This window comes from Sphingomonas sp. ABOLE (genome assembly GCF_003950455.1).
GTDB lineage: Bacteria > Pseudomonadota > Alphaproteobacteria > Sphingomonadales > Sphingomonadaceae > Sphingomonas > Sphingomonas trueperi.
Genome location: NZ_QQWY01000064.1, coordinates 1 through 17,894, shown reverse-complemented (window position 1 = coordinate 17,894; position 17,894 = coordinate 1). Strand labels below are relative to the sequence as shown.

The window sequence follows — 17,894 nt, the reverse complement described above, 5'->3', positions numbered from 1 at the left end:
CATTCACATTCTGGTGGAGCAGTTCGATTTTCCGCGCGTCCTTGTCCACGCAGATGACTTCGTGGCCGAAGTCCGAGAAGCAGGCTCCAGATACCAGGCCCACATAGCCCGTGCCGATCATCGCAATGCGCACAAATCAATCCTCAGATGAACACTATTCCAACGTTTTACCGTCACTGCAGCAGCGCCTGCAGGTGCGAGATCGCGGCCTCCTCGACATAATAGCCTTCGCGCGAACGATGCCGGATCGCCTCCTCAACACCGAGCTTGCTCAGGACCCTGCGCAGTTCATGCACGAAAACCTTCACGGTTGAGGCGTTTGGCGACTTGGTACACACGGTCTGCGCAAGACTTGGCGCACTGTGCGGAACGCCGGGACGCTCCATCAACTCCAGCAGCAGCAGCGCACTCCCGCGATGCCGGAGCCCGAGCTTGGAGCGCACATAATCTGCACAGATCTGCATATCCGAAACCGGACCGATCAGAATTGCCAGCTTCAGCAACTCCTGCGCGGCCTCGCGCAGCAGGGTTGCACGAAGCCCCCCACGGTCCGCCTCCGCCAGCAGCCGACGCGCGATCTCACGCGTCCCGCAGCCCGCCCGCGGAAACAGCCGCGGAAACAAGCGCCGCGTCTCGGCCGAAGGCGGACGCGCCAGCGCAGCATGTTGCTGCCCCATATCGAGCTGTGCAGAATGGATCATGGCTCTCTTCTCATGTTGCCGGCGCGCGCCGGCGGCGGCGAAAGGCTTTGGAAAATCCGGCGTGCGGCGCTGGTTGGCGGCCTTGCGCGCAACAGGCTTGCCCATGGACAAGACCGCTTCGCGCCCGCTCAAAAGGCACGCTGCCCCGTCAGCGCCATGAAGGTGCGGAGAACGATCCAGATATCGCCGGTGAAGGACCAGTTCTCGACATATTCGAGATCGGAGGCCAGCCGATTGCGCAGATCCTCCTCTTCGAAGGTCGTGCCGCGGAAACCGCGCACCTGCGCGAGCCCGGTAATGCCCGGCTTCACCGAATGGCGGCGCCAGTAATCCCCATCCACTTCCCAGTAGAGCTTGCCGCCCGCCTTCGCCCCCAATGCATGCGGGCGCGGCCCGACGATGCTCATATGGCCCAGCAGCACGTCGATCACCTGCGGCAATTCGTCGATGCTGGTCGCGCGAATGATGCGGCCGACCCGCGTGACTCGATCGTCGTCGCGCCCGGTCGTCAGGCGATTGGCATGCACGTCATGCATATCGGCCCGCATGCTGCGGAACTTGTGCATTCGGAACGGCCGGTTGCTGCGGCCGACCCGTGGCTGGCGGAAGAAGACAGGGCCCGGGCTATCCAGCTTGATCGCAACCGCGACGAGGGCGAAGAAGGGGAGGAGCAGCAGCAGTGCGACACCCGCCACGGCGATATCGAACAGCCGCTTCAGCAACCGCTCCTCGGGCGTCAGCGACTCCGCGGCGACCTTGAGCGTAGGCGAAGCGCCGAACATCCCGGCGCCGAGGGGGACCAGGCCGTCCATTTCCTCGACCAGCAGTTCGACCGGCACGTTCGCACCGCCAAGGGCGGCGGACCAGGACGCCCGACGATCGGCCGCACACGCCACGACGACGCGGTCGGCATTCCCCACCAGCCGGCCGAGCCGGGCGAGCGCGGCGGGGTCGTTCACGTCGGCGCGAAGACCATGGGCCGCGACGTCGACGATCACGCCCGCGACGTCGCCGATCAGACCGCGATGATCGCCGTCCACCAGCACCACCGTGTGCCGCCCCGTGCCGCGCGACCGCGAGCGCCTGGCCGACAGCACCATGGCGAGCGCGACCCGCGCGGTCGTGATCCCCAGCATCATCGCGACCATCATGCCGGCAAAGGGCCACAGCCAAGCGGCGCTCAGCCCGCCGAGCAGCGCCGCGCCGAACACCATCGACAGGAACGTCACGATCAACGCGAGCGACGCGCGACAGACGCTGGTCGCGGCGCTGGTGGCGATGGCCGGCGCGTAGCTGCGTCCGTAAAAGGCGATCAGCGAATACATCCCCGCGATGACCGGCACCAGCCGCGCGCCCATCGGCCAGCCGAGATGGTGGGCGAACAGCGCGGCGCCGGCATAGCCCAGCGCCAGCCCCGCGAGATCCGCCGCGGCGAGCTTGACGCTGACAATGATCGTCCGCAGCGACTTGGCACCAGGCAACGCCAGTTCCAGATCGGAAGCGCCCGAGATCGGCACGTGCAGGATGGAAGCCTGGGCCTGATTGGAAGTTAACATAGTTCCCCCCGCCCCCCCGCGCGCTACGAACGCGGGCAAGCTGTTGATTCTGCGTGAATGAAGCGTTGCTCCGAGAGCGCTCAGCCCGCGCGACGCATCGGTCGGGCCAAGCGGCCGCGCATGGACCCCGCCCGCGATCCATCCACCCGCGCCATCCGGCCGACGGGCTGCGGGGCGAAGACTCGAGCCGCCAGGGCGCCAACCGGCCGCAACGCTGCGCACGCCACCTCCACGGCCACTGATCGATTCACCATGAGATCTCCCCCTTGCAGACCCTCCGAACCGGGCACGCCCCGTTCAGAAAAACTTGACTAGAATGAAGATGGCTGCCCAGATCGGCACGCTCATCAGCAGGCCCATCAGCACGCCGCGCAATGGCCCCGAAATCTCCTCGCCATTGGATTGCTGAAAATCCTCCAGCGCGAAGTCGACTTCGTCCAACCTTAACTTGGCGACATCGATTTTTTCGGCAGACCAGTCCATGGCGCATCCTTCAATTACGTTGCACGAACGTTCAGACAGCAAGCATCGCGGGACCGGACTGCGCCGACACGCGCCCCCCCCCACCAGGGACGGCAGGTCGAAGCACGCCCCCAGAAATGGCCCTGCTGCCAGACGAGACCCAGCTCCTCCGAGAGCTTCGCCTGGGCCAGGGTATCGACCCCGTCCGCGACGACGATCCGTGCGACGGCGGCAGCAAGCTGCCGCAGCCCCGTCAGGACCTCCCGGTCGTGCGGTGACGTCGTCGAACGCCGGACGAACCCGCGATCGATCTTCACGATGTCCGGCGCGATGGCGACGAGCTGGCGGACCGACGCATATCCCGCACCGAAGTCGGTGATCGCGACCCGACAGCCGAGCCTGCGCGCCTCTTCGCAAAAGCGCCCCACCTCCGCGCTCCTGGCCAGCGCCGTGCCTTCACCGACCTCCAGCACCAGACGCGCGGCGATGGCCGGCGCCCGTTCGAGACGCCGGGTCAACTGGGCCCACCACGCGCTGCCCACGACGCCGACCGAAGAAATCGAGGCCGACAGCACGACGGACGCTTCCGCCTCGAGTTCGGCCACCGTCGCCCCGACCACGATCTCGTCGATGATGCCGCGAAAGCCGATCCGCTCCACGGCAGCCAGCACGTTACGGGCGAGCCAGGCGTCGGCGACGGCTTCCTCGAGCCGAACGGTCGACTGGTAGTACAGGACCTCGCAGGAGGCGCGCGCGACGACCGGCCGCCAGGCGATGCGAAGTGCGCCACCACCCAGCCCATCTTCCCCCGCACGCGCGAGCATGCAGAGCAGCTTGGAGGCCACCGCCATGTCGCGGCGATAGCGCGACGCGCCCTCCCCCGGATCGGTCACCGCATCGCCGGAGAATCCGGACATGCCGTCCGCGCCGCGCGCCTCGACGCCATCCACCAGCGCCGACCATTCGGCGGCGAGCCAGACGTGCACGACACCCCATTCCGTCCAGAACGGGACCAGCGCAACCGACCGACAGACCCGGCGGCTCCAACCCCGGCAGGCATCCGACAGCGAACCAGCGTCCGCGAGCCGCGCCCGCGGAAGGGTCAAGCAGATGGAATGATCGGCACCCAGTTCGGGCACACCCCCGACTTCGAGACGGGAGATCACCGAACATACCGCCCGTGCAACGCGCGCTGCCGAAACAGCACCATATGATTTCAGTATTTCATTAATATTACAGATCTTTACGGTGAACGATACGCTCTCGTTTTCTGCACATCGGATACTCGCCTCGGTGCATTTCTCTATATCCGCGCTGGCGGGCGCGCCCTCCGATGCACATCCATGTTCATGTCTGATCGACATCAGGTACCTCCGCCACCGCACGCCCTTGACTTGAAGGTCTGTTACCTTTTAGCCAATAATGTATCACGCAAAAATGAGTACCAGTTTGCCAGCAGACAGAACGATTCATTTATAAAGCAAACGCGGTCGCTATCGGGAAGCCCGTAATGGAACTGATGATTTTCACTAATTGCGGAAAACGCAAATATTTAAACGGCAATGAGCTTGCTATGTTTGCCGATAAAGCACGCAATCTCGCGCTAGACGTTCAAAGCTTTTGCCTGACTATCGCGTATACCGGATGCCGCATTTCAGAGGCGCTTGCGTTAACCCCCGAAAACATCGATTTCGAAGCACAGGCGTTGATTGTGAAATGCCTTAAAAAGCGCGGCAAGATCGTATACCGTGGAATTCCGCTTCCCGTCGCCCTGCTCGACATACTTCGCAAGCAAGCCCTGCAAGTTGATGAGTCTACGCAACGATTATGGCCGTGGTCTCGCATGACCGGCTATCGCCGCATCCGCGAAGTGATGGAAAGCGCCGGTATTGTGGGCGATCATGCCAGCCCGAAGGGGCTTCGGCATGGTTTTGCAGTACAGGCCATCCAGGCGAATGTGCCCTTGACGATGGTGCAGCGCTGGCTGGGGCATGCCGATATCAAGACCACGGCGATCTACACATCGGCGATGGGCGCCGAAGAGCGCAGCCTGGCGGCGCGCATGTGGCGCGAGGAGGTGGATGGACAGACGGCGCCCCAAGCCTCCACGGCGGCGGCACCTGCAAGCATATCGGCGCGGCCCGAGCCGCCCTCGCCGCCTGCGCGCGCAAGAACCTACGGCACCGGCATGCGCTACAGGGTCCAATACCGGCCGGCAGCCGATGCCGCCGGAAATCCCTCGCAAGCCAGCAGGAAACAAGGGCTTTCGGCCGACCGCGCGTCGAAAAAAACGTTACTCAACCATTTACGCGATTGCGCACTGGTACAGTTTTGGCTAAACTGTAACAGTAAAAAAGCCATTAATTCACACACTTAGGTTATTTCATTCTAGCCTGTGGCAGTATCCGCCTAAGGCAAAATGGGCGTCGCCGAAGGGTTCGCCTATTAGGGGTGCTCCCGGGGGGGGGGCGACCGCCAAAGCCTGCGGAACGCCCGAATTCAGGTCCAGCTGGTCAGGGGGGAAGCGCCGACACTGCCATCAGCCGGCCTCGCAGCGCTTCCCCCTGCCGGGAATTTTCACGCCACGACTGCGCGCTGCACGCCCCTTCTGGCCCAGGCCCAGCTCGCGCGCGAGGGCACTGCGGCGCTCGGAATAGGTTTCAGCGACCATCGGGTAGTCCGGCCGAAGGCCGTACCGCGCGCGATACTCGTCCGGCGTGAGCCCATGGGCGGCAAGGTGCCGCCGCAGGGTTCGATAGGGTTTGCCGTCGATCATCGAGATGATGTGATCGCGCGAGGCAAGCGATTTGCGAACGGAAACGGCAGGAACATGCGCCGACGGCTCCGGCCTTCGTTCCGGCACCTCCAGCGGTTCCTCGACGGGCGATCCGTTCGCGAGGTCGATCACGGTGGCATGCACGCTGCGTAGAAAGGCCGGGACCTGCTCCGCAGCGACAGGATCGCTCTGGTTTCCCAGCCATGCAATCGTCAGCTGCGTCGCCAATTCGACAGCGGTCAACCCGGGCTCATCTTTCATCCGTCAGCTCCCACCCAACCCTCATCGCCCAAAGACCGCGGGACTCGTCATCCTCAGCAAAACTCATCCGGTCACGCGCACATTTCAAAACGAAACCCTCTATTTCCTACCCCCCTCCTGCCACACTTCAATTCCAAACCACACTTTAATCTCGCGTTCATTTAGTACATTGCGGATTTCCAGATGTTGCGTTTTCAATTTACGATATCGTTACTGACGTATTACGATTCAATACGATTCACTCCATGACGCCCAAGAGATGATTCGAATTGCTGGTCATGAAAACGATACCACTGTCTCGCCGGGGTCGCGGACGGTGGCGGCCGCGACGATAACGCCGGTCAGTGCGCGTCGGTTCCGTAGAAGCCTGTACCCCATCGAATGAAGCAGCCGCGTACACGATTGAAACTACGCGATTATCCGGATAGCAAGGCGCCAACTTGGTTACGCTGGTAAGACGCGCGGGAATGGTTGCGGCGAGGGTCGCATCCGGTCTACCCGGGTAAACCATGCGCATGCTGCGGTTGCCCTTTCGCACCCCTCGCCCCAAATCGAGTAGGTTCGTGGTCGCGCGCGATGTTCGTGCCTACGCGATCGGTGACGTACATGGACGCCGCGATCTGCTGGAGCAGTTGCTGGCGCGAATCGACGCCGAGCGGCGCGCAGCCCCCCGCCGCGAGGAGCATCTGATCCTGCTCGGCGACCTGATCGATCGCGGCCCCGATTCGCGGGGGGTGATCGATCTGCTGCTGGCGCGATCGCAGGTCGATCCGACGCTGACGCTGCTCTCGGGCAACCATGAGGAAATGCTGCTGACGATTCTCGGCGGCGCAGCCGAGCATCTGGGCGATTGGCTGCGCTTCGGCGGCGAGGCGTGCGCGCAAAGCTATGGCATCGATCCGCTCGAACTCCAGGCGATGCCGGCGGAAGCGACGATCGAGCGGCTGCGCGCGGCCATTCCGGCCGCGCACCTGGAACTGCTTCAAAATCTTCGTTCGCATCTCGCCTTGGGGGGATATGTTTTCGTTCATGCCGGGATTCGGCCGGGCATCCCGATCGAGCACCAGCAGACCCGTGACCTCCACTGGATCCGCACGCCGTTCCTGCGCAGCACCGCCGATCATGGTGCGATGATCGTCCACGGCCACAGCATCAGCCCGGAGCCCGACTGCCGCGCGAACCGCATCGGCATCGACACGGGCGCCTATGCGAGCGGCAAGCTGACGGCATTGTGCATCGATGGCCCCGAACGCCGCTTCCTCGACGTTCAGGGCTGAACGCGGGCGCGCAGGTCAGGCATCGCCCGACCGGACGCGGGCAATCCTCCCGGGGGCGACATCGCTGGCGACAACGGCGTTGGCACCGATCACGGCTCCCTCCCCGATGGTGATCGGGCCGACCAGGACCGCACCCGCATAGACGGTGACGCCGTCTCCCACCATGGGATAGCTGGCAAGAGCGGCGTTCCGCCGCCCCAGCGTCACATGCTGATAGAGGGTGACGTTGTCGCCCAGCCGAACGTCGTCGCCGATCACGATGCCGACCGGATGCGGCAATCGCAACGCAGATCCGAACCGCGCGGCGGGGGAGATGTAGCAGCCATAGCGCCGGACGATGTGCCACCAGATCAAGGCGGAAATCACCTTGCCGAGCGGGGTCCCGCGTGCATGCCAGCGCTGCATCGCCCGCGCCAGGGTGACGACGGCAAATCCGGGATTCCGGATCCAGGCCTGGATCGCGCCCTTGCGCCCTGTTCTGCTGGAATTGACCATCAGGTCACCGCGCCAACCGGCACCCATCTGCATTGCCTTTCGCTTGATGCTACTGATCCGAGGAAGTCTGTTCCCGACCGTTGCCGGCCGCGCGGACATGCTTCGTCGTGAAGGGGTCGATCCAGATGCCGGCGCCGCTCACCATCCGCGCCGCATCGTCGCCGATCGCTCGCCCGATGTCCCGCAGGCTGCCGCAGGCGTTGCGCTCGAGCACGACATCGGCGGCGCTGGCTACCGAGATGCAGCCCTGCGCCCGCCCGGAGATCCGGTTTCGCCGCAGGATCAGCCCGGCATGGACCGCGGTGGAAAGCAGGCCGGGCGGCGTATCCGCGCTCTCCGCGTAGATCATGATCGCCGCGGCGACGATGCCGCGACGCACGTCCTCGCCGGTGCCCGCGATCACATTGTCCTCGACGATCAGGTTCTGCGCGCCGGCCCCCTCCTTCCAGAACGCGCTGGTCGCGACCTTGATCGCGTTGAACCCGGTGTCCGCCATGCGATTGCCGCGGATCAGCCCGTTCGGCCCCTGCGCCAGGATGGCGTGGCATTCGCAGGCGCCGATATCGTTGTTGACGATGGCGTAGCGGTTGCCGCGCAGGCCGAGGTCGCGGACGTAGCGGACGTCGGCGAGGCGAACGCCGGGCGCGGCGATCTGCACGCGCGCGACGGCGCCGGGCCCGTCGATCATGCGCCGATCGGTCACGGTGCCGTGCGACAGATAGGCCAGCGCGCCGTCGAACAGCGCGGCATCGCCCCCCGGCGCCAGCCCGCCGCCGCGGAGCGGGACGCGCAGCGCGCCCTGCGGGGCCGCCGATGCGGCGAACAACGGGCTCGCCAGATTGATGGCGTCGTCGCCGGTGCGGGTGATCCGGTTGTCGCGCAGCAGGATGTCCCCCGCCATGCCGCTGACGTGCAGCCCGTCATAGGCGATCGTCGCGGCCGGCGCGCCCGCCTCGCCGAAGCGCGAGTCGACCACCGCGAGCCCGCGCCCCATCCGCGCGACGAACAGGCCCATGCCCGGGCTGTCGCGCACCGTCACGTGATCGAAGACGATATCGTTGGAGGCGGGCGCGCCGGGGTTGTCCGCGATGCTCAGCGCCGAGCCGAGATATGCGGTGAGCTTCACCGCGACGCGGGTACCGTCGCGCAGCGGCGCAGGCAGCCCCTGGACGGCATAGCGCCGCCCGCTCGCGGGGGTCAGGGCAAGAGCGTCGCGGTAGAAGAGGTAGCGGCTGCGACCGCCGCGATACGTCCCTGTCGCGCCGAACAGGACGGAAATCTGATAGGCCTTGGCATCGGGCGGCGGGAGCGGCTGGCCGTCGTCGAACGCCACCACCCGCGCCGCGCCGCTTCCCCGCACCGTCCCGGCGAGCACGGCGGGGCGGGCATAGCCGAACGAGAGCCCCCGAACGGCGACACGGTTGGAATTGCGCAGCACCAGGCCCTTGCCCCAGCCGTCGAACCGGACGATCGCGCCGTTGCCGACGACGGTGACGTCGCGTAGCCCCGCCAGCGTCACGCCGGGCCGATCGTCGCGTACCGGGATGCGGTAGACGCCCGGCGCCATCGACAGCACGCCCCCGCCCGCGGCGCGCAGCCGCGCGGCCGCCGCCTCGATCGCCGCGGCATCGTCGTCACCCGGCGCCACCTGCACGACGAGCTGGCCCGGCGTCGCACGGGGCAGCGCGACCGCGACCGAAATGTTCCTGCCATCCGGTCCGATCCAGGTTTCGCGCAGCACGCCCGCGTCGCCGGTGACCGGGCTCAGCGGAGCAGCGGTAGCCAGCGTGCGCCATTGCGGCGAGGCGCCGTCGGAGCCCGCCACGTCCAGCGCGCCCAGGGCCAGCACCACCATCACCGGCACGGCAACCACCATCGGCCGAACGCCTCCTTCCTCATGCGTCATGCCCTGGACCCCGCCTCCAAGCCGCGGCGCCGCGGCCCAAACCCGACGCGCAGCTCGCCCTATTCGATCATCACACCCAGATCAAATGAAACAAATATCTCGAACGCTACACAGACCATCTGACGCACCGCAGAAGTTAGACAGCAATAAACCTACGTCACACTCTAATTGACAACATACTTACCTTGTGCAATGCGCCATCAACTTCGAGATGCTTCCCCCCGCAATATATTGATTGTAATTTTTGGGCATGGATAAATACAGTTTAACCGACATGTCTTATCCAGCAGGGCGCGCATCTGTGCGTCACGGCAGACAGGCGCGCGCCAGGCACCGGCCGGCGGCAGCACGCCGCCGCAGCGCCTATCTGTTCGTGCTTACCGCGCATTTCGTGGTGGCCGGCGCGAATGCGCTCGCCGCGGTGCTGTTCCCGTCGGCGCTATGGGCCTATGCGGCGCTGGCGATCTTCATCTCGCTGAGCTTCGGCATCCTCAAGACCTCGCCGGCGACCTTCCTGTTCTGCCTGCCGCTGCTCGCGCTGCGGATCACCGAGTTCATTTCGGGCGCCGCGATCGAGAGCGGCGCCTTCATGACCGAAACCCAGACGATCGGGCACCCGACCGGCGCCTTCTCGCGCCTGCTGCTCGTGTACATCCTGTTCTTCGGGGTCATCGCCGCGCTGGTCGAAGCCTTTTGGCCGCGCCTGCGCCTGGCGTTTCGGGCCGCGCGGCAGCTGTGGGAGACCCATGCCGCCTTCATCTGGAAAGGCCTGCTGGTATCGGCGATCCTGTGCTCGCTGCTGCTGCTCTGGACGGGGCTCCAGCACGGCTTCCCGCTGCTCGCGGGCATCGATCGCTTTTCCTACGAGCGGCGCGTCGATTCGCCGCTCTACGGCGCCTTCATCCGCAACCGCCTGGTGCTGGTGCCCTTCATCGGCCCCCTGCTCGCGCTGCCCCGCTATCGCACGCGCGCTGCCGGCCTGACCGTGTGGCTGCTGGCCGCCTCGATCCTGTTCGGAGAAAAGTTCACGTCGCTCGTGCTCATCGTCAGCATGGTGGGCATCCCGGCGGTGCTGGTGCACATCGCCCATGACCGGCCGATTCCGGTGCGATCGCTGGCGATGGGCTCCGCCATCATCACCGCACTCACCATTCCCGCCGTCCTGCTCGCCTATGGCGCAGCCTCGGACCTGGATCTGGCGATGCAGCGCTATGCCGATCGCACGGCGCTGCAGGGGCAGCTCTGGTACCAGACCGACAAGGCGTTCGCGCGGCCGATCGCGTTCGACAAGCCCACCCTCGCCGCTGATGTCGCCACCTGGTTCACGCCCAGCGCCCAGGACCCGAGCATCGCCCGCACCGATTTCGGTCGCTACTATGTGATGAAGCAGTTCACCTCCTGGGAGTACATGCTCGGCCTCATGAAGCTGAACAGCGGGTTCGTCTTCTCCCTCTACCCGTATATGATGATGACGACCGGCGTGTCCGGCATGATCGCGGCGTCGACCTTCCTGGCGCTGTACCACGCCTTGCTGCTGCTGTTTCTGTCACAAGCGCTGGCCCGCGCCAACTGGATCGCGGCGCTGCTGCTGGGCCGCGCCGTCAACTCGCTCTACGCGACCTATGCCGACGGGTATCTCTGGAACATCTTCGGCATCAAAACGCTCGGCACGATCGGCGTCGCGCTGCTCTTCCTTTGGGAACTGCAACGTCGCGACAGCATCCTGCGCGCCATCGCGCGCACCGCCGGCGGGCGGAAACCGCCGCGCGCGCCGCGCCGCGTCCATCGCATTCCGGCCCCCGGCCGCCCATGAATTGCGCCCCATTCCGGCCCTGCCCGCTGTCCGCGCCTGCGCGAGGCGCACCGGGCGGCACCCCACGCTCCTGATGCTGGCCCCATGTCGACACCATCGCTGACATCGAACGCGGCCATCACCACCGCCGCGCTGGCCATTTCGAGCGGCATGAACTTCGTCGCCCTCTTCGTCTGGACGCACCTGCTGCAGCCGGCCGAGTTCGGCACGTTTTCGCTCGTCTCCGCGACGGCGCTGCTGCTGAGCGCCTTCGCCTTCGAATGGCTGCGGCTGACCAGCGCGCGAACGCTGTTCGACGCGACCCAGCCCTATGAGATCAGCCCGGCGCGCGCGAACGCGATGCTGGCGCTCTATGCCGCCTGTTGCTGCGTGGTTGCGGGCGCGGCGATGCTGCTTTGGGCGTGCGGCATTTCCGCCCTGGGCATCCCGCCCGGGGTGCTTCCCGTGGTGGCCGCCTTCGCCTTCACGGAAATGGCGCTTTCGCTGATCAACACGATCAGCCGCATCCGCACCGAAGCCTGGCAATATTTCGCCTCGATGGTCGCGCGGTCGATCCTCTCGCTGCTCGTCGGCGTCGTGCTCGTCGCCAGCTTCGGCTATGGCGCGACGGGTGCGATATGGGGCACGGTCACCGCCCAGGCGGCGGTGGTCCTCGCCGGCGTGGTGCTGGACCGGTTCTGGCGCACCCTGCGGCCCTGGCAGGCCCGCAAGGCGGAACTGGGTGCGGCACTCCGCCTGGGGGCGCCGCTGATCGGCAGTTGCACGCTCACCTATGGCGCGAGCGTCGTCGATCGCTTCCTGATCGCAGGCGTCCTGGGCGCCGCCGAGATCGGCCATTACATGGCCCCGGCCGACCTGCTGCAGAAGACGCTGGTCTTCGTGATGATGGCGATCAACCTGACCGCCTATCCCACGCTAGTCAGAAGCTATGAGCGCGACGGAAGCGCGGCGGCGGGACGGGTGTTGCAGAACAGCTTCCTCCTCCAGCTGGGCCTGGGGCTGCCGGCCGCGATCGGCATCGCCGTGCTCGCCCCGGGAATCGCGGACCTGCTCTTCGGCGAAGCCTATCGCGACCAGGCGAGCCGCATCCTGCCGCTGCTGGGAATCGCGTCGCTGTTGCGCTGCCTGGTCACCTTCCAGCTGGCGATGGTGTTCCAGATCAAGAAGCGCATGAAGCTGATGCTGGTGCCGCCGGCGATCACGCTCGTCACTATGGTTCTGCTCGCCCCCCCTGCGATGCGGCTATGGGGCGTGCTGGGCATGGCCATGGCGGCGTCCACCGCGCAGTTCGTGACGTTCGCGGTCAGCCTCGTACTGTCGAAGCGGGAAATGCCGCTGGCCTTCGTCACCGGCGAGACGCTGAAGATCGCCGCGGCCGCGATCGGCATGGGCGCCTTGCTGTACCCGCTGCGCGGGCTGCACGGCGCGCTCCCCACCCTCTCGTTCATCGCCGCGGGCGGCATCGCCTATGGCGCGCTGCTGCTGGCATTCCAGTTCGGGCCGGCCTGCAAGGCCGCGCACCGCGTGCCGATCCTTCGCGCGCTGCTGGCGCGCTCCGCGTCACGACGACCCTAAAGCGACCGCCACCGCGGCGCGCCGAACTCATCTTACCGGGGAAATGATGCATGGCTGAAACAACGGACCTTCTTGCGCGCATCGGCAGCGACGCGGCGACGCGCCCGCCCAGGGTCGCGATCGTGCATTACTGGCTGGTCGGCATCGCGGGCGGCGAGCAGGTGGTGCGCTCGCTGCTCAACATCTACCCGCAGGCGGACGTGTTCACGCTCATCGCCGATCCGGACGTTGCGCGGAAGCTCTGCGGCGACCGCAAGGTCGTCACCAGCTATCTGCAGAAGATTCCCGGCGCGACGAAGATGCACCGCAAGCTGCTGCCGCTGATGCCCGGCGCGCTGGAGAATCTGGACCTCAGCGGATATGATCTGGTCATCTCGAGCGAATCCGGCCCAGCCAAGGGCGTGCTGGTGCCGCTGGGGGCCAAGCACATCTGCTATTGCCACACCCCGATGCGCTATCTCTGGGACCAGTTCCCCGAGTATCGGCGCGAATCCGGTGCGCTCGTCCGCTGGATGATGTCGGCCCTGATCGGGCGGTTGCGCATGTGGGATTTCCAGTCCGCCGCCCGCGTCGACGCCTTTGTCGCCAACTCGCACCATGTCGCCCGGCGGATCGCGCAATATTACCGGCGCGAGGCGGCGGTCATCGCGCCGCCGGTCGACGTCGACAAATTCCATCTCGCCGACGCGGTGGAGGACTATTACCTGATCACCGGCCGGCATGTTGGCTACAAGCGGATCGACCTTGCGATCGATGCGTGCGAGCGGCTGGGCCGGCGCCTCGTCATCACCGGCACCGGCCCGGATACCGACAGCCTGAAGCGCCGCTCGGGCAGGAACACCCTGTTCGTCGGGCAATGCAGCTTTGCCGAGCTGAAGGACTATTACGCCAAGGCGCGGGCCTTCCTGATGCCGGGCGAGGAAGATTTCGGCATCGCGCCGGTGGAAGCGATGGCGAGCGGGCGGCCGGTGCTGGCGTTCGCGCGGGGCGGTGCGCTCGACACCGTGATCGACGGCACGAGCGGGATCCTGTTCGACGAACAGAGCGCGGACGGCCTGTGCGATGCGATCCTGCGGTTCGAAGCGGGGTCGGCGCGATTCGAGCCTAAGGCGATCCGCGCGCATGCGAGCGGCTTTTCCCGCGCGCGCTTCGAGGCGGACTTCAAGGCGTTTGTCGACCGGCAGTGCTGAGCCGGGGGGCGCGAGGGCGATCCTGCCCGAGCGCCCTCCCAGACTGGCTCGGGGCCAGCGCACGCGGCCGTGCCCGGCGATGCCGCTATTCGGGTTTGGACGGGGTGCGCTGATCGAGCGCCTTCTCGATCAGGCGGCGGATGGCGACGGCGCGGGCAGGCAGATCGGGCTGCTGGCTGCGCCAGGCATCGATCTGCGCGAGCCAGTCCAGCGTTACCCGCATCTGGAAGAGTTCGCTCTTTTTCATGGCCAGGTCTTTTTGTTTTCTAAGGACTTGCGTCTGGAAGCGGGTCGTGGCGGGCGCCGTCAGCCGGACATCGCCTCGATCAGCTTCTTCACGTCCTGGCTGCGTCCGCGCGGCAGCACCAGCACGTCGCCGCCGGATGCCACGACGATCAGGTCCTGCACGCCGACCAGCGCGACCCGCTTGCCCGGCTCGCTCTGCACCAGGCAATTCGAAGCCTCGATCGCGACGACGTCGCCGCGCACCACGTTGCCGCCGGCATCGGGATTGCTGATCGCGTGCAGCGCATCCCAGCTGCCGACGTCGCTCCACCCCATCGCCACCGGCACCACCGCGACGCGCGGCGCCTTCTCCATCACCGCATAGTCGATCGAATCCGCCGGGCAGGCCGCGAAGCTTTCCGCATCGGGGAAGATGCGCGCGCCTTCGCGCCGCGCCTTGTCCATCGCCTGCTGCGCCGCGACCAGCATCTCCGGCGCGAAGACGCTGAGCGCGCCGAGATACATGTCGGCGCGGAAAAGGAAGATACCGCCGTTCCAGGCATGGTCGCCCGCGGCGAGCATTGCCTCGGCGCGGTCACGCGGCGGCTTCTCGACGAAGCGATCGACGCGGTGGACGCCCGGGGCTAGCTCCTCCGCGCCGATCTTGATCCAGCCATAGCCGGTCTCAGGCGAGTCCGGGGTGATGCCGAAGGTGACCAGCCAGCCCTGGTTGACCAGCGGCAGCGCCGCGTCGATGGCAGCATGGAACGCCGCGACATCGGAGATCACGTGATCGGACGGCATCACCAGGATGGGTTCGCTGCCGCCACCCGCCGCCATCGCCGCCAGCGCGATCGCGGGCGCAGTGTTGCGACCGATCGGCTCGAGGATCAGCGCCTTCAGCGACGTACCTACGCCGGCAAGCTGTTCCTCGACCAGTTCGGCATGAAACGCGTTGGCCACGATCACCGGCTCGGTGAACCGATCGCCCGACGCGCGGCGCACGGTGAGCTGGAGCATCGTCTCTTCGGCGGTCAGCGACAGCAGCTGTTTGGGCCGTTCCGGCCGTGACAAGGGCCATAGCCGCGTTCCCGATCCACCCGAAAGGATCACGGGCGTGATCAATGTACGGCAAGACATTCGATAAAGTTCCTGAATTCAATCCTGCAGTCTTCGAGGCAAGAAACACTGATCACGCTCGAAACCGTCCCCTCTTCCCGCCGAAGCATCTTACGGCACACCGCATTTACGTGCACGCGGTTTATACCAATTTAACCGTCGCGCGATGTATTATTGATTTACATTGGCGATACTTGACCAGGGCTGAAAATCTGGTACAGACAAGACTTCGGCATATTTGAGCACTACACGAACCGCTCCATATATGCAGACCGGTAGAGCAGATAGGACTAGCCGGGTCGCATTGGCGCCAGAGCAGCTGCTCTGAGCGACGACGGTGAAGAGCCCGCCCGATACCCCCCGCGCGGGCTCTTACTGTCGCCATGTTTGATGCGGCCGCAACCGCCGTCTTGCGCGACCCGCACGCGCGTTGTCAGCCATTATATTGCCGTTGAGGGTCGCGGGGCTGGTGGGTCGCGTCCCGGGACGTGGTGTATCTGAGGTGTGGCCATCGGAGATCTTCGGATAGGTTTGGGTTGCGAAATCCAACCAACGGAGACTCCGATGACCGAAGATACGATGGGCGTTCAGGCGCTGCTGGGGAAGAGCGCGGATGCTGATTTCCTGCGTGTGCTCTGCCACCTGAAAACTGGATCTTTTTGAGCTAGAGTTTTCGGCCTAAGATTTCCTTGACTGGGCAAGGGGGCGTGGCATGAAGGCATCGAATTTCACGGACGCGCAGAAGGCGTTTGTCATCAAGCAGGGCGAGGAAGGTACGCCGGTGGCGGAGGTCTGCCGCAAGGCCGGGATCAGTCAGGCGACGTACTTCAACTGGAAGAAGAAATACGCAGGGCTGTTGCCGACGGAGATGCGGCGGCTGCGCGAGTTGGAGGAGGAGAACGGACGCCTCAAGAAGATCGTGGCGGACCTGACACTCGACCGGGAGATGCTGCAGGATATCGTCCGCCGAAAGCTCTGAGGCCGGATCGGAAGCGCGAGCTGGTCGGCGGGATGCTGGCGGACTGGGGCGTATCGATCCGTAGGGCTTGCAAGGTCCTGCCGTTCGACACCTCGAGCTACCACTACAAGTCCCGTCGCACCGATCCGGCCGCGATCAAGAAGCGCATAAAGGCCATCTGCGAGACGCATGTCCGCTATGAGCTGCTGCCGGTTTTTCGGACACGAGGTTAAGCTACATGCGCCTGCCGCTCGAAGTCCATGGGGCTGAGATAGCCCAGGGTCGAGTGCCTGCGTGTGGGGTTGTAGAAGCGCTCGATGTAATCGAACACGTCAGCCCTCTCTCCGCCCAGCAACCTCTCCGTCGACGAGGTGGCGACCTTGGCGCTTTGCGACCCGTGGGCCGCCGGTGCGGAACGCATCCAGCAAAAGGGTTGATCTGATCGGCTTACCTACATGATTTTAAAGATAGTTTTCGCTTTTCTGACGGCCACACCACAGCATGTCGAGAAATGAGGCGTCGGCGCATAGTGAACTAAGTTCGGCTGATCGATGATCAATGTCACCGCGGATGGGCCGAACCAGAAATGGATAGCGGGCTACATCCCTCCATTTCCCGTTGGACGTCTGCTGCCCAGCGATCAAGCGCCTCCCGCTTCTCAGGCGCGTAGCTGTGAAGCGCGTAGACTGTCGCCGTGACGCCCTGCACGGCGTGGTTCAGCACTCGACCAACGATTGTCTCCGTGACGCCCAACCGCACCATGTGTGTCGCCGCAGTTCTGCGCAAATCGTGGAGCACCCATGGCTGCAACGCGCCCCCAGACGCGGCGAGAAAAGCATCGAGCCGCTGCTTAAGTTTTGCGAAACCACTGATCGGGCTATTGCCGTCACTGGTCCAGACGTAATCCCCAAGCCGGGGCACGGACCGGAGCAACCGAACTGCGAGAGCCGAAAGAGGCACAAGATGCGGTCTGCCTGATTTCGCCGATTCCGATGGAATCACCCAAACCGCTGCGTCCAGATTGATCTGCTCCCAGCGCATCTCCGCCACCTCAGTTCGGCGTTGTGCTGTAAGTAGGAGCATTTTGATGAAACCACCGAAAGGATACCCCAGCAGGTCGGCACCAACGTAAACCCGCCGCACCTCGTCCATCTCGAGCACCCGGTCGCGCGGATTCTCAATCTTTGGCTTGGCAATTGCTTCCGCGGGTGACGCCTCTATCCAGTCCCGCGAGACAGCGTATCGAAGAAGCGTGCGGACCAAAGTCAGGTTCCGGTTCGGCGATACCTCGCCTTCGATCGACTCGATCAGTTCGCGCACGTCCGCACGGCGGATAGTATCCAGTTTCCGGTCGCCCCACTTCGGCAGAACGTGGATCTCCAGGCGTCGCTTTTGCAACTGCCAGGAGCGGTTGTTTGGCTTGGCTACCTTGTCCAACCAATCCTCTGCCAGCTGAACCGCGCCGGGTCTGCCGGAGGCGTTGGGTTGTGAGTCACGCTGCCATATCGAGGTTGTCCGCGGCAGCATAATATTGCTCTTCGGCTTCGGCAGGCGGGATGTTGCCGATGGGTTCGAGCAGC

The 17,894-nt window shown here is 65.1% G+C and carries 15 protein-coding genes and 3 pseudogenes; 6 read left to right on the top strand and 12 right to left on the bottom strand.

The genetic code is table 11. The features are described from left to right. The 5 genes and pseudogenes from CA234_RS23020 to CA234_RS23000 form a co-directional block, all read right to left on the bottom strand. Window positions 1-133 (bottom strand): annotated as a pseudogene (locus tag CA234_RS23020) (UDP-glucose 6-dehydrogenase); the annotation flags it as partial. A 40-nt stretch (window positions 134-173) separates the two neighbouring features. Continuing rightward, window positions 174-806, bottom strand: coding sequence for a helix-turn-helix domain-containing protein (locus CA234_RS23015; RefSeq protein ID WP_125978076.1), 633 nt, complete (start codon window positions 804-806; stop codon window positions 174-176). Window positions 807-829: 23 nt separating this feature from the next. Further along, on the bottom strand, window positions 830-2,257 hold the full coding sequence (locus tag CA234_RS25300) for a sugar transferase (RefSeq protein ID WP_126002858.1): 1,428 nt from the start codon (window positions 2,255-2,257) through the stop codon (window positions 830-832). A gap of 297 nt (window positions 2,258-2,554) precedes the next feature. Next, a complete protein-coding gene (locus tag CA234_RS23005) occupies window positions 2,555-2,740 on the bottom strand; it encodes a hypothetical protein (RefSeq protein WP_125978080.1) in 186 nt (61 codons plus the stop codon). 14 nt (window positions 2,741-2,754) lie between these two features. Beyond that, a complete protein-coding gene (locus tag CA234_RS23000) occupies window positions 2,755-3,705 on the bottom strand; it encodes an EAL domain-containing protein (RefSeq protein ID WP_164521918.1) in 951 nt (316 codons plus the stop codon). Window positions 3,706-4,229: 524 nt separating this feature from the next. Between CA234_RS23000 and CA234_RS22995 the strand changes: the two genes are divergently transcribed. Next, complete coding sequence (locus CA234_RS22995) at window positions 4,230-5,096, top strand: site-specific integrase (protein WP_241213656.1); 867 nt, start codon at window positions 4,230-4,232, stop codon at window positions 5,094-5,096. A 162-nt stretch (window positions 5,097-5,258) separates the two neighbouring features. Here CA234_RS22995 and CA234_RS22990 read toward each other — a convergent pair whose 3' ends face one another. Beyond that, complete coding sequence (locus tag CA234_RS22990) at window positions 5,259-5,756, bottom strand: MucR family transcriptional regulator (protein WP_125978083.1); 498 nt, start codon at window positions 5,754-5,756, stop codon at window positions 5,259-5,261. Between the two features lie 563 nt (window positions 5,757-6,319). Here CA234_RS22990 and CA234_RS22985 point away from each other — a divergent pair. Beyond that, on the top strand, window positions 6,320-7,033 hold the full coding sequence (locus tag CA234_RS22985; protein WP_241213655.1) for a metallophosphoesterase family protein: 714 nt from the start codon (window positions 6,320-6,322) through the stop codon (window positions 7,031-7,033). A gap of 15 nt (window positions 7,034-7,048) precedes the next feature. Here the strand turns inward: CA234_RS22985 and CA234_RS22980 are convergent, their stop codons facing one another. After that, entirely contained in the window at window positions 7,049-7,555 is a 507-nt protein-coding gene (locus CA234_RS22980) for a serine acetyltransferase (RefSeq protein ID WP_206431286.1), read from the bottom strand. 22 nt (window positions 7,556-7,577) lie between these two features. Continuing rightward, complete coding sequence (locus CA234_RS22975) at window positions 7,578-9,404, bottom strand: right-handed parallel beta-helix repeat-containing protein (protein WP_126002855.1); 1,827 nt, start codon at window positions 9,402-9,404, stop codon at window positions 7,578-7,580. A gap of 331 nt (window positions 9,405-9,735) precedes the next feature. Between CA234_RS22975 and CA234_RS22970 the strand changes: the two genes are divergently transcribed. The 3 genes from CA234_RS22970 to CA234_RS22960 all read left to right on the top strand — a co-directional run bounded on the left by CA234_RS22970 (window position 9,736) and on the right by CA234_RS22960 (window position 14,012). Continuing rightward, window positions 9,736-11,247 (top strand): DUF6418 domain-containing protein, encoded by a 1,512-nt coding sequence (locus CA234_RS22970; RefSeq protein ID WP_126002854.1) that lies wholly within the window; start codon window positions 9,736-9,738, stop codon window positions 11,245-11,247. 84 nt (window positions 11,248-11,331) lie between these two features. Continuing rightward, window positions 11,332-12,822, top strand: coding sequence for a lipopolysaccharide biosynthesis protein (locus tag CA234_RS22965; RefSeq protein WP_125978093.1), 1,491 nt, complete (start codon window positions 11,332-11,334; stop codon window positions 12,820-12,822). 50 nt (window positions 12,823-12,872) lie between these two features. Further along, on the top strand, window positions 12,873-14,012 hold the full coding sequence (locus CA234_RS22960; protein WP_126002853.1) for a glycosyltransferase: 1,140 nt from the start codon (window positions 12,873-12,875) through the stop codon (window positions 14,010-14,012). 85 nt (window positions 14,013-14,097) lie between these two features. On the opposite strand, the gene CA234_RS24520 is transcribed toward CA234_RS22960, so the two are convergent. Both CA234_RS24520 and CA234_RS22955 read right to left on the bottom strand, forming a co-directional pair. Continuing rightward, window positions 14,098-14,259 (bottom strand): hypothetical protein, encoded by a 162-nt coding sequence (locus CA234_RS24520; RefSeq protein WP_164521917.1) that lies wholly within the window; start codon window positions 14,257-14,259, stop codon window positions 14,098-14,100. Window positions 14,260-14,318: 59 nt separating this feature from the next. Continuing rightward, window positions 14,319-15,377, bottom strand: a complete 1,059-nt coding sequence (locus CA234_RS22955; protein ID WP_206431285.1) for a mannose-1-phosphate guanylyltransferase/mannose-6-phosphate isomerase — start codon at window positions 15,375-15,377, stop codon at window positions 14,319-14,321. 691 nt (window positions 15,378-16,068) lie between these two features. Between CA234_RS22955 and CA234_RS22945 the strand changes: the two are divergent. Then, window positions 16,069-16,514, top strand: a pseudogene (locus tag CA234_RS22945) (transposase); the annotation flags it as partial. 29 nt (window positions 16,515-16,543) lie between these two features. Here CA234_RS22945 and CA234_RS22940 read toward each other — a convergent pair. Both CA234_RS22940 and CA234_RS25085 read right to left on the bottom strand, forming a co-directional pair. Then, a pseudogene (locus tag CA234_RS22940) lies at window positions 16,544-16,654 on the bottom strand (IS3 family transposase); the annotation flags it as partial. A gap of 221 nt (window positions 16,655-16,875) precedes the next feature. Beyond that, window positions 16,876-17,397 (bottom strand): site-specific integrase, encoded by a 522-nt coding sequence (locus CA234_RS25085; protein WP_346962897.1) that lies wholly within the window; start codon window positions 17,395-17,397, stop codon window positions 16,876-16,878. Between the last annotated feature and the right edge of the window lie 497 nt (window positions 17,398-17,894).

What these genes read in the sequence shown, in the direction of transcription:
- CA234_RS25085 (WP_346962897.1), bottom strand. Translation starts at nt 17,397, where the DNA reads ATGCTCCTACTTACAGCACAACGCCGAACTGAGGTGGCGGAGATGCGC.
- CA234_RS22990 (WP_125978083.1), bottom strand. Translation starts at nt 5,756, where the DNA reads ATGAAAGATGAGCCCGGGTTGACCGCTGTCGAATTGGCGACGCAGCTG.
- CA234_RS23005 (WP_125978080.1), bottom strand. Translation starts at nt 2,740, where the DNA reads ATGGACTGGTCTGCCGAAAAAATCGATGTCGCCAAGTTAAGGTTGGAC.
- CA234_RS24520 (WP_164521917.1), bottom strand. Translation starts at nt 14,259, where the DNA reads ATGAAAAAGAGCGAACTCTTCCAGATGCGGGTAACGCTGGACTGGCTC.
- CA234_RS22965 (WP_125978093.1), top strand. Translation starts at nt 11,332, where the DNA reads ATGTCGACACCATCGCTGACATCGAACGCGGCCATCACCACCGCCGCG.
- CA234_RS22980 (WP_206431286.1), bottom strand. Translation starts at nt 7,555, where the DNA reads ATGGGTGCCGGTTGGCGCGGTGACCTGATGGTCAATTCCAGCAGAACA.
- CA234_RS22960 (WP_126002853.1), top strand. Translation starts at nt 12,873, where the DNA reads ATGGCTGAAACAACGGACCTTCTTGCGCGCATCGGCAGCGACGCGGCG.
- CA234_RS22955 (WP_206431285.1), bottom strand. Translation starts at nt 15,377, where the DNA reads ATGTCTTGCCGTACATTGATCACGCCCGTGATCCTTTCGGGTGGATCG.
- CA234_RS22995 (WP_241213656.1), top strand. Translation starts at nt 4,230, where the DNA reads ATGGAACTGATGATTTTCACTAATTGCGGAAAACGCAAATATTTAAAC.
- CA234_RS25300 (WP_126002858.1), bottom strand. Translation starts at nt 2,257, where the DNA reads ATGTTAACTTCCAATCAGGCCCAGGCTTCCATCCTGCACGTGCCGATC.
- CA234_RS22975 (WP_126002855.1), bottom strand. Translation starts at nt 9,404, where the DNA reads ATGGTGGTTGCCGTGCCGGTGATGGTGGTGCTGGCCCTGGGCGCGCTG.
- CA234_RS23015 (WP_125978076.1), bottom strand. Translation starts at nt 806, where the DNA reads ATGGGCAAGCCTGTTGCGCGCAAGGCCGCCAACCAGCGCCGCACGCCG.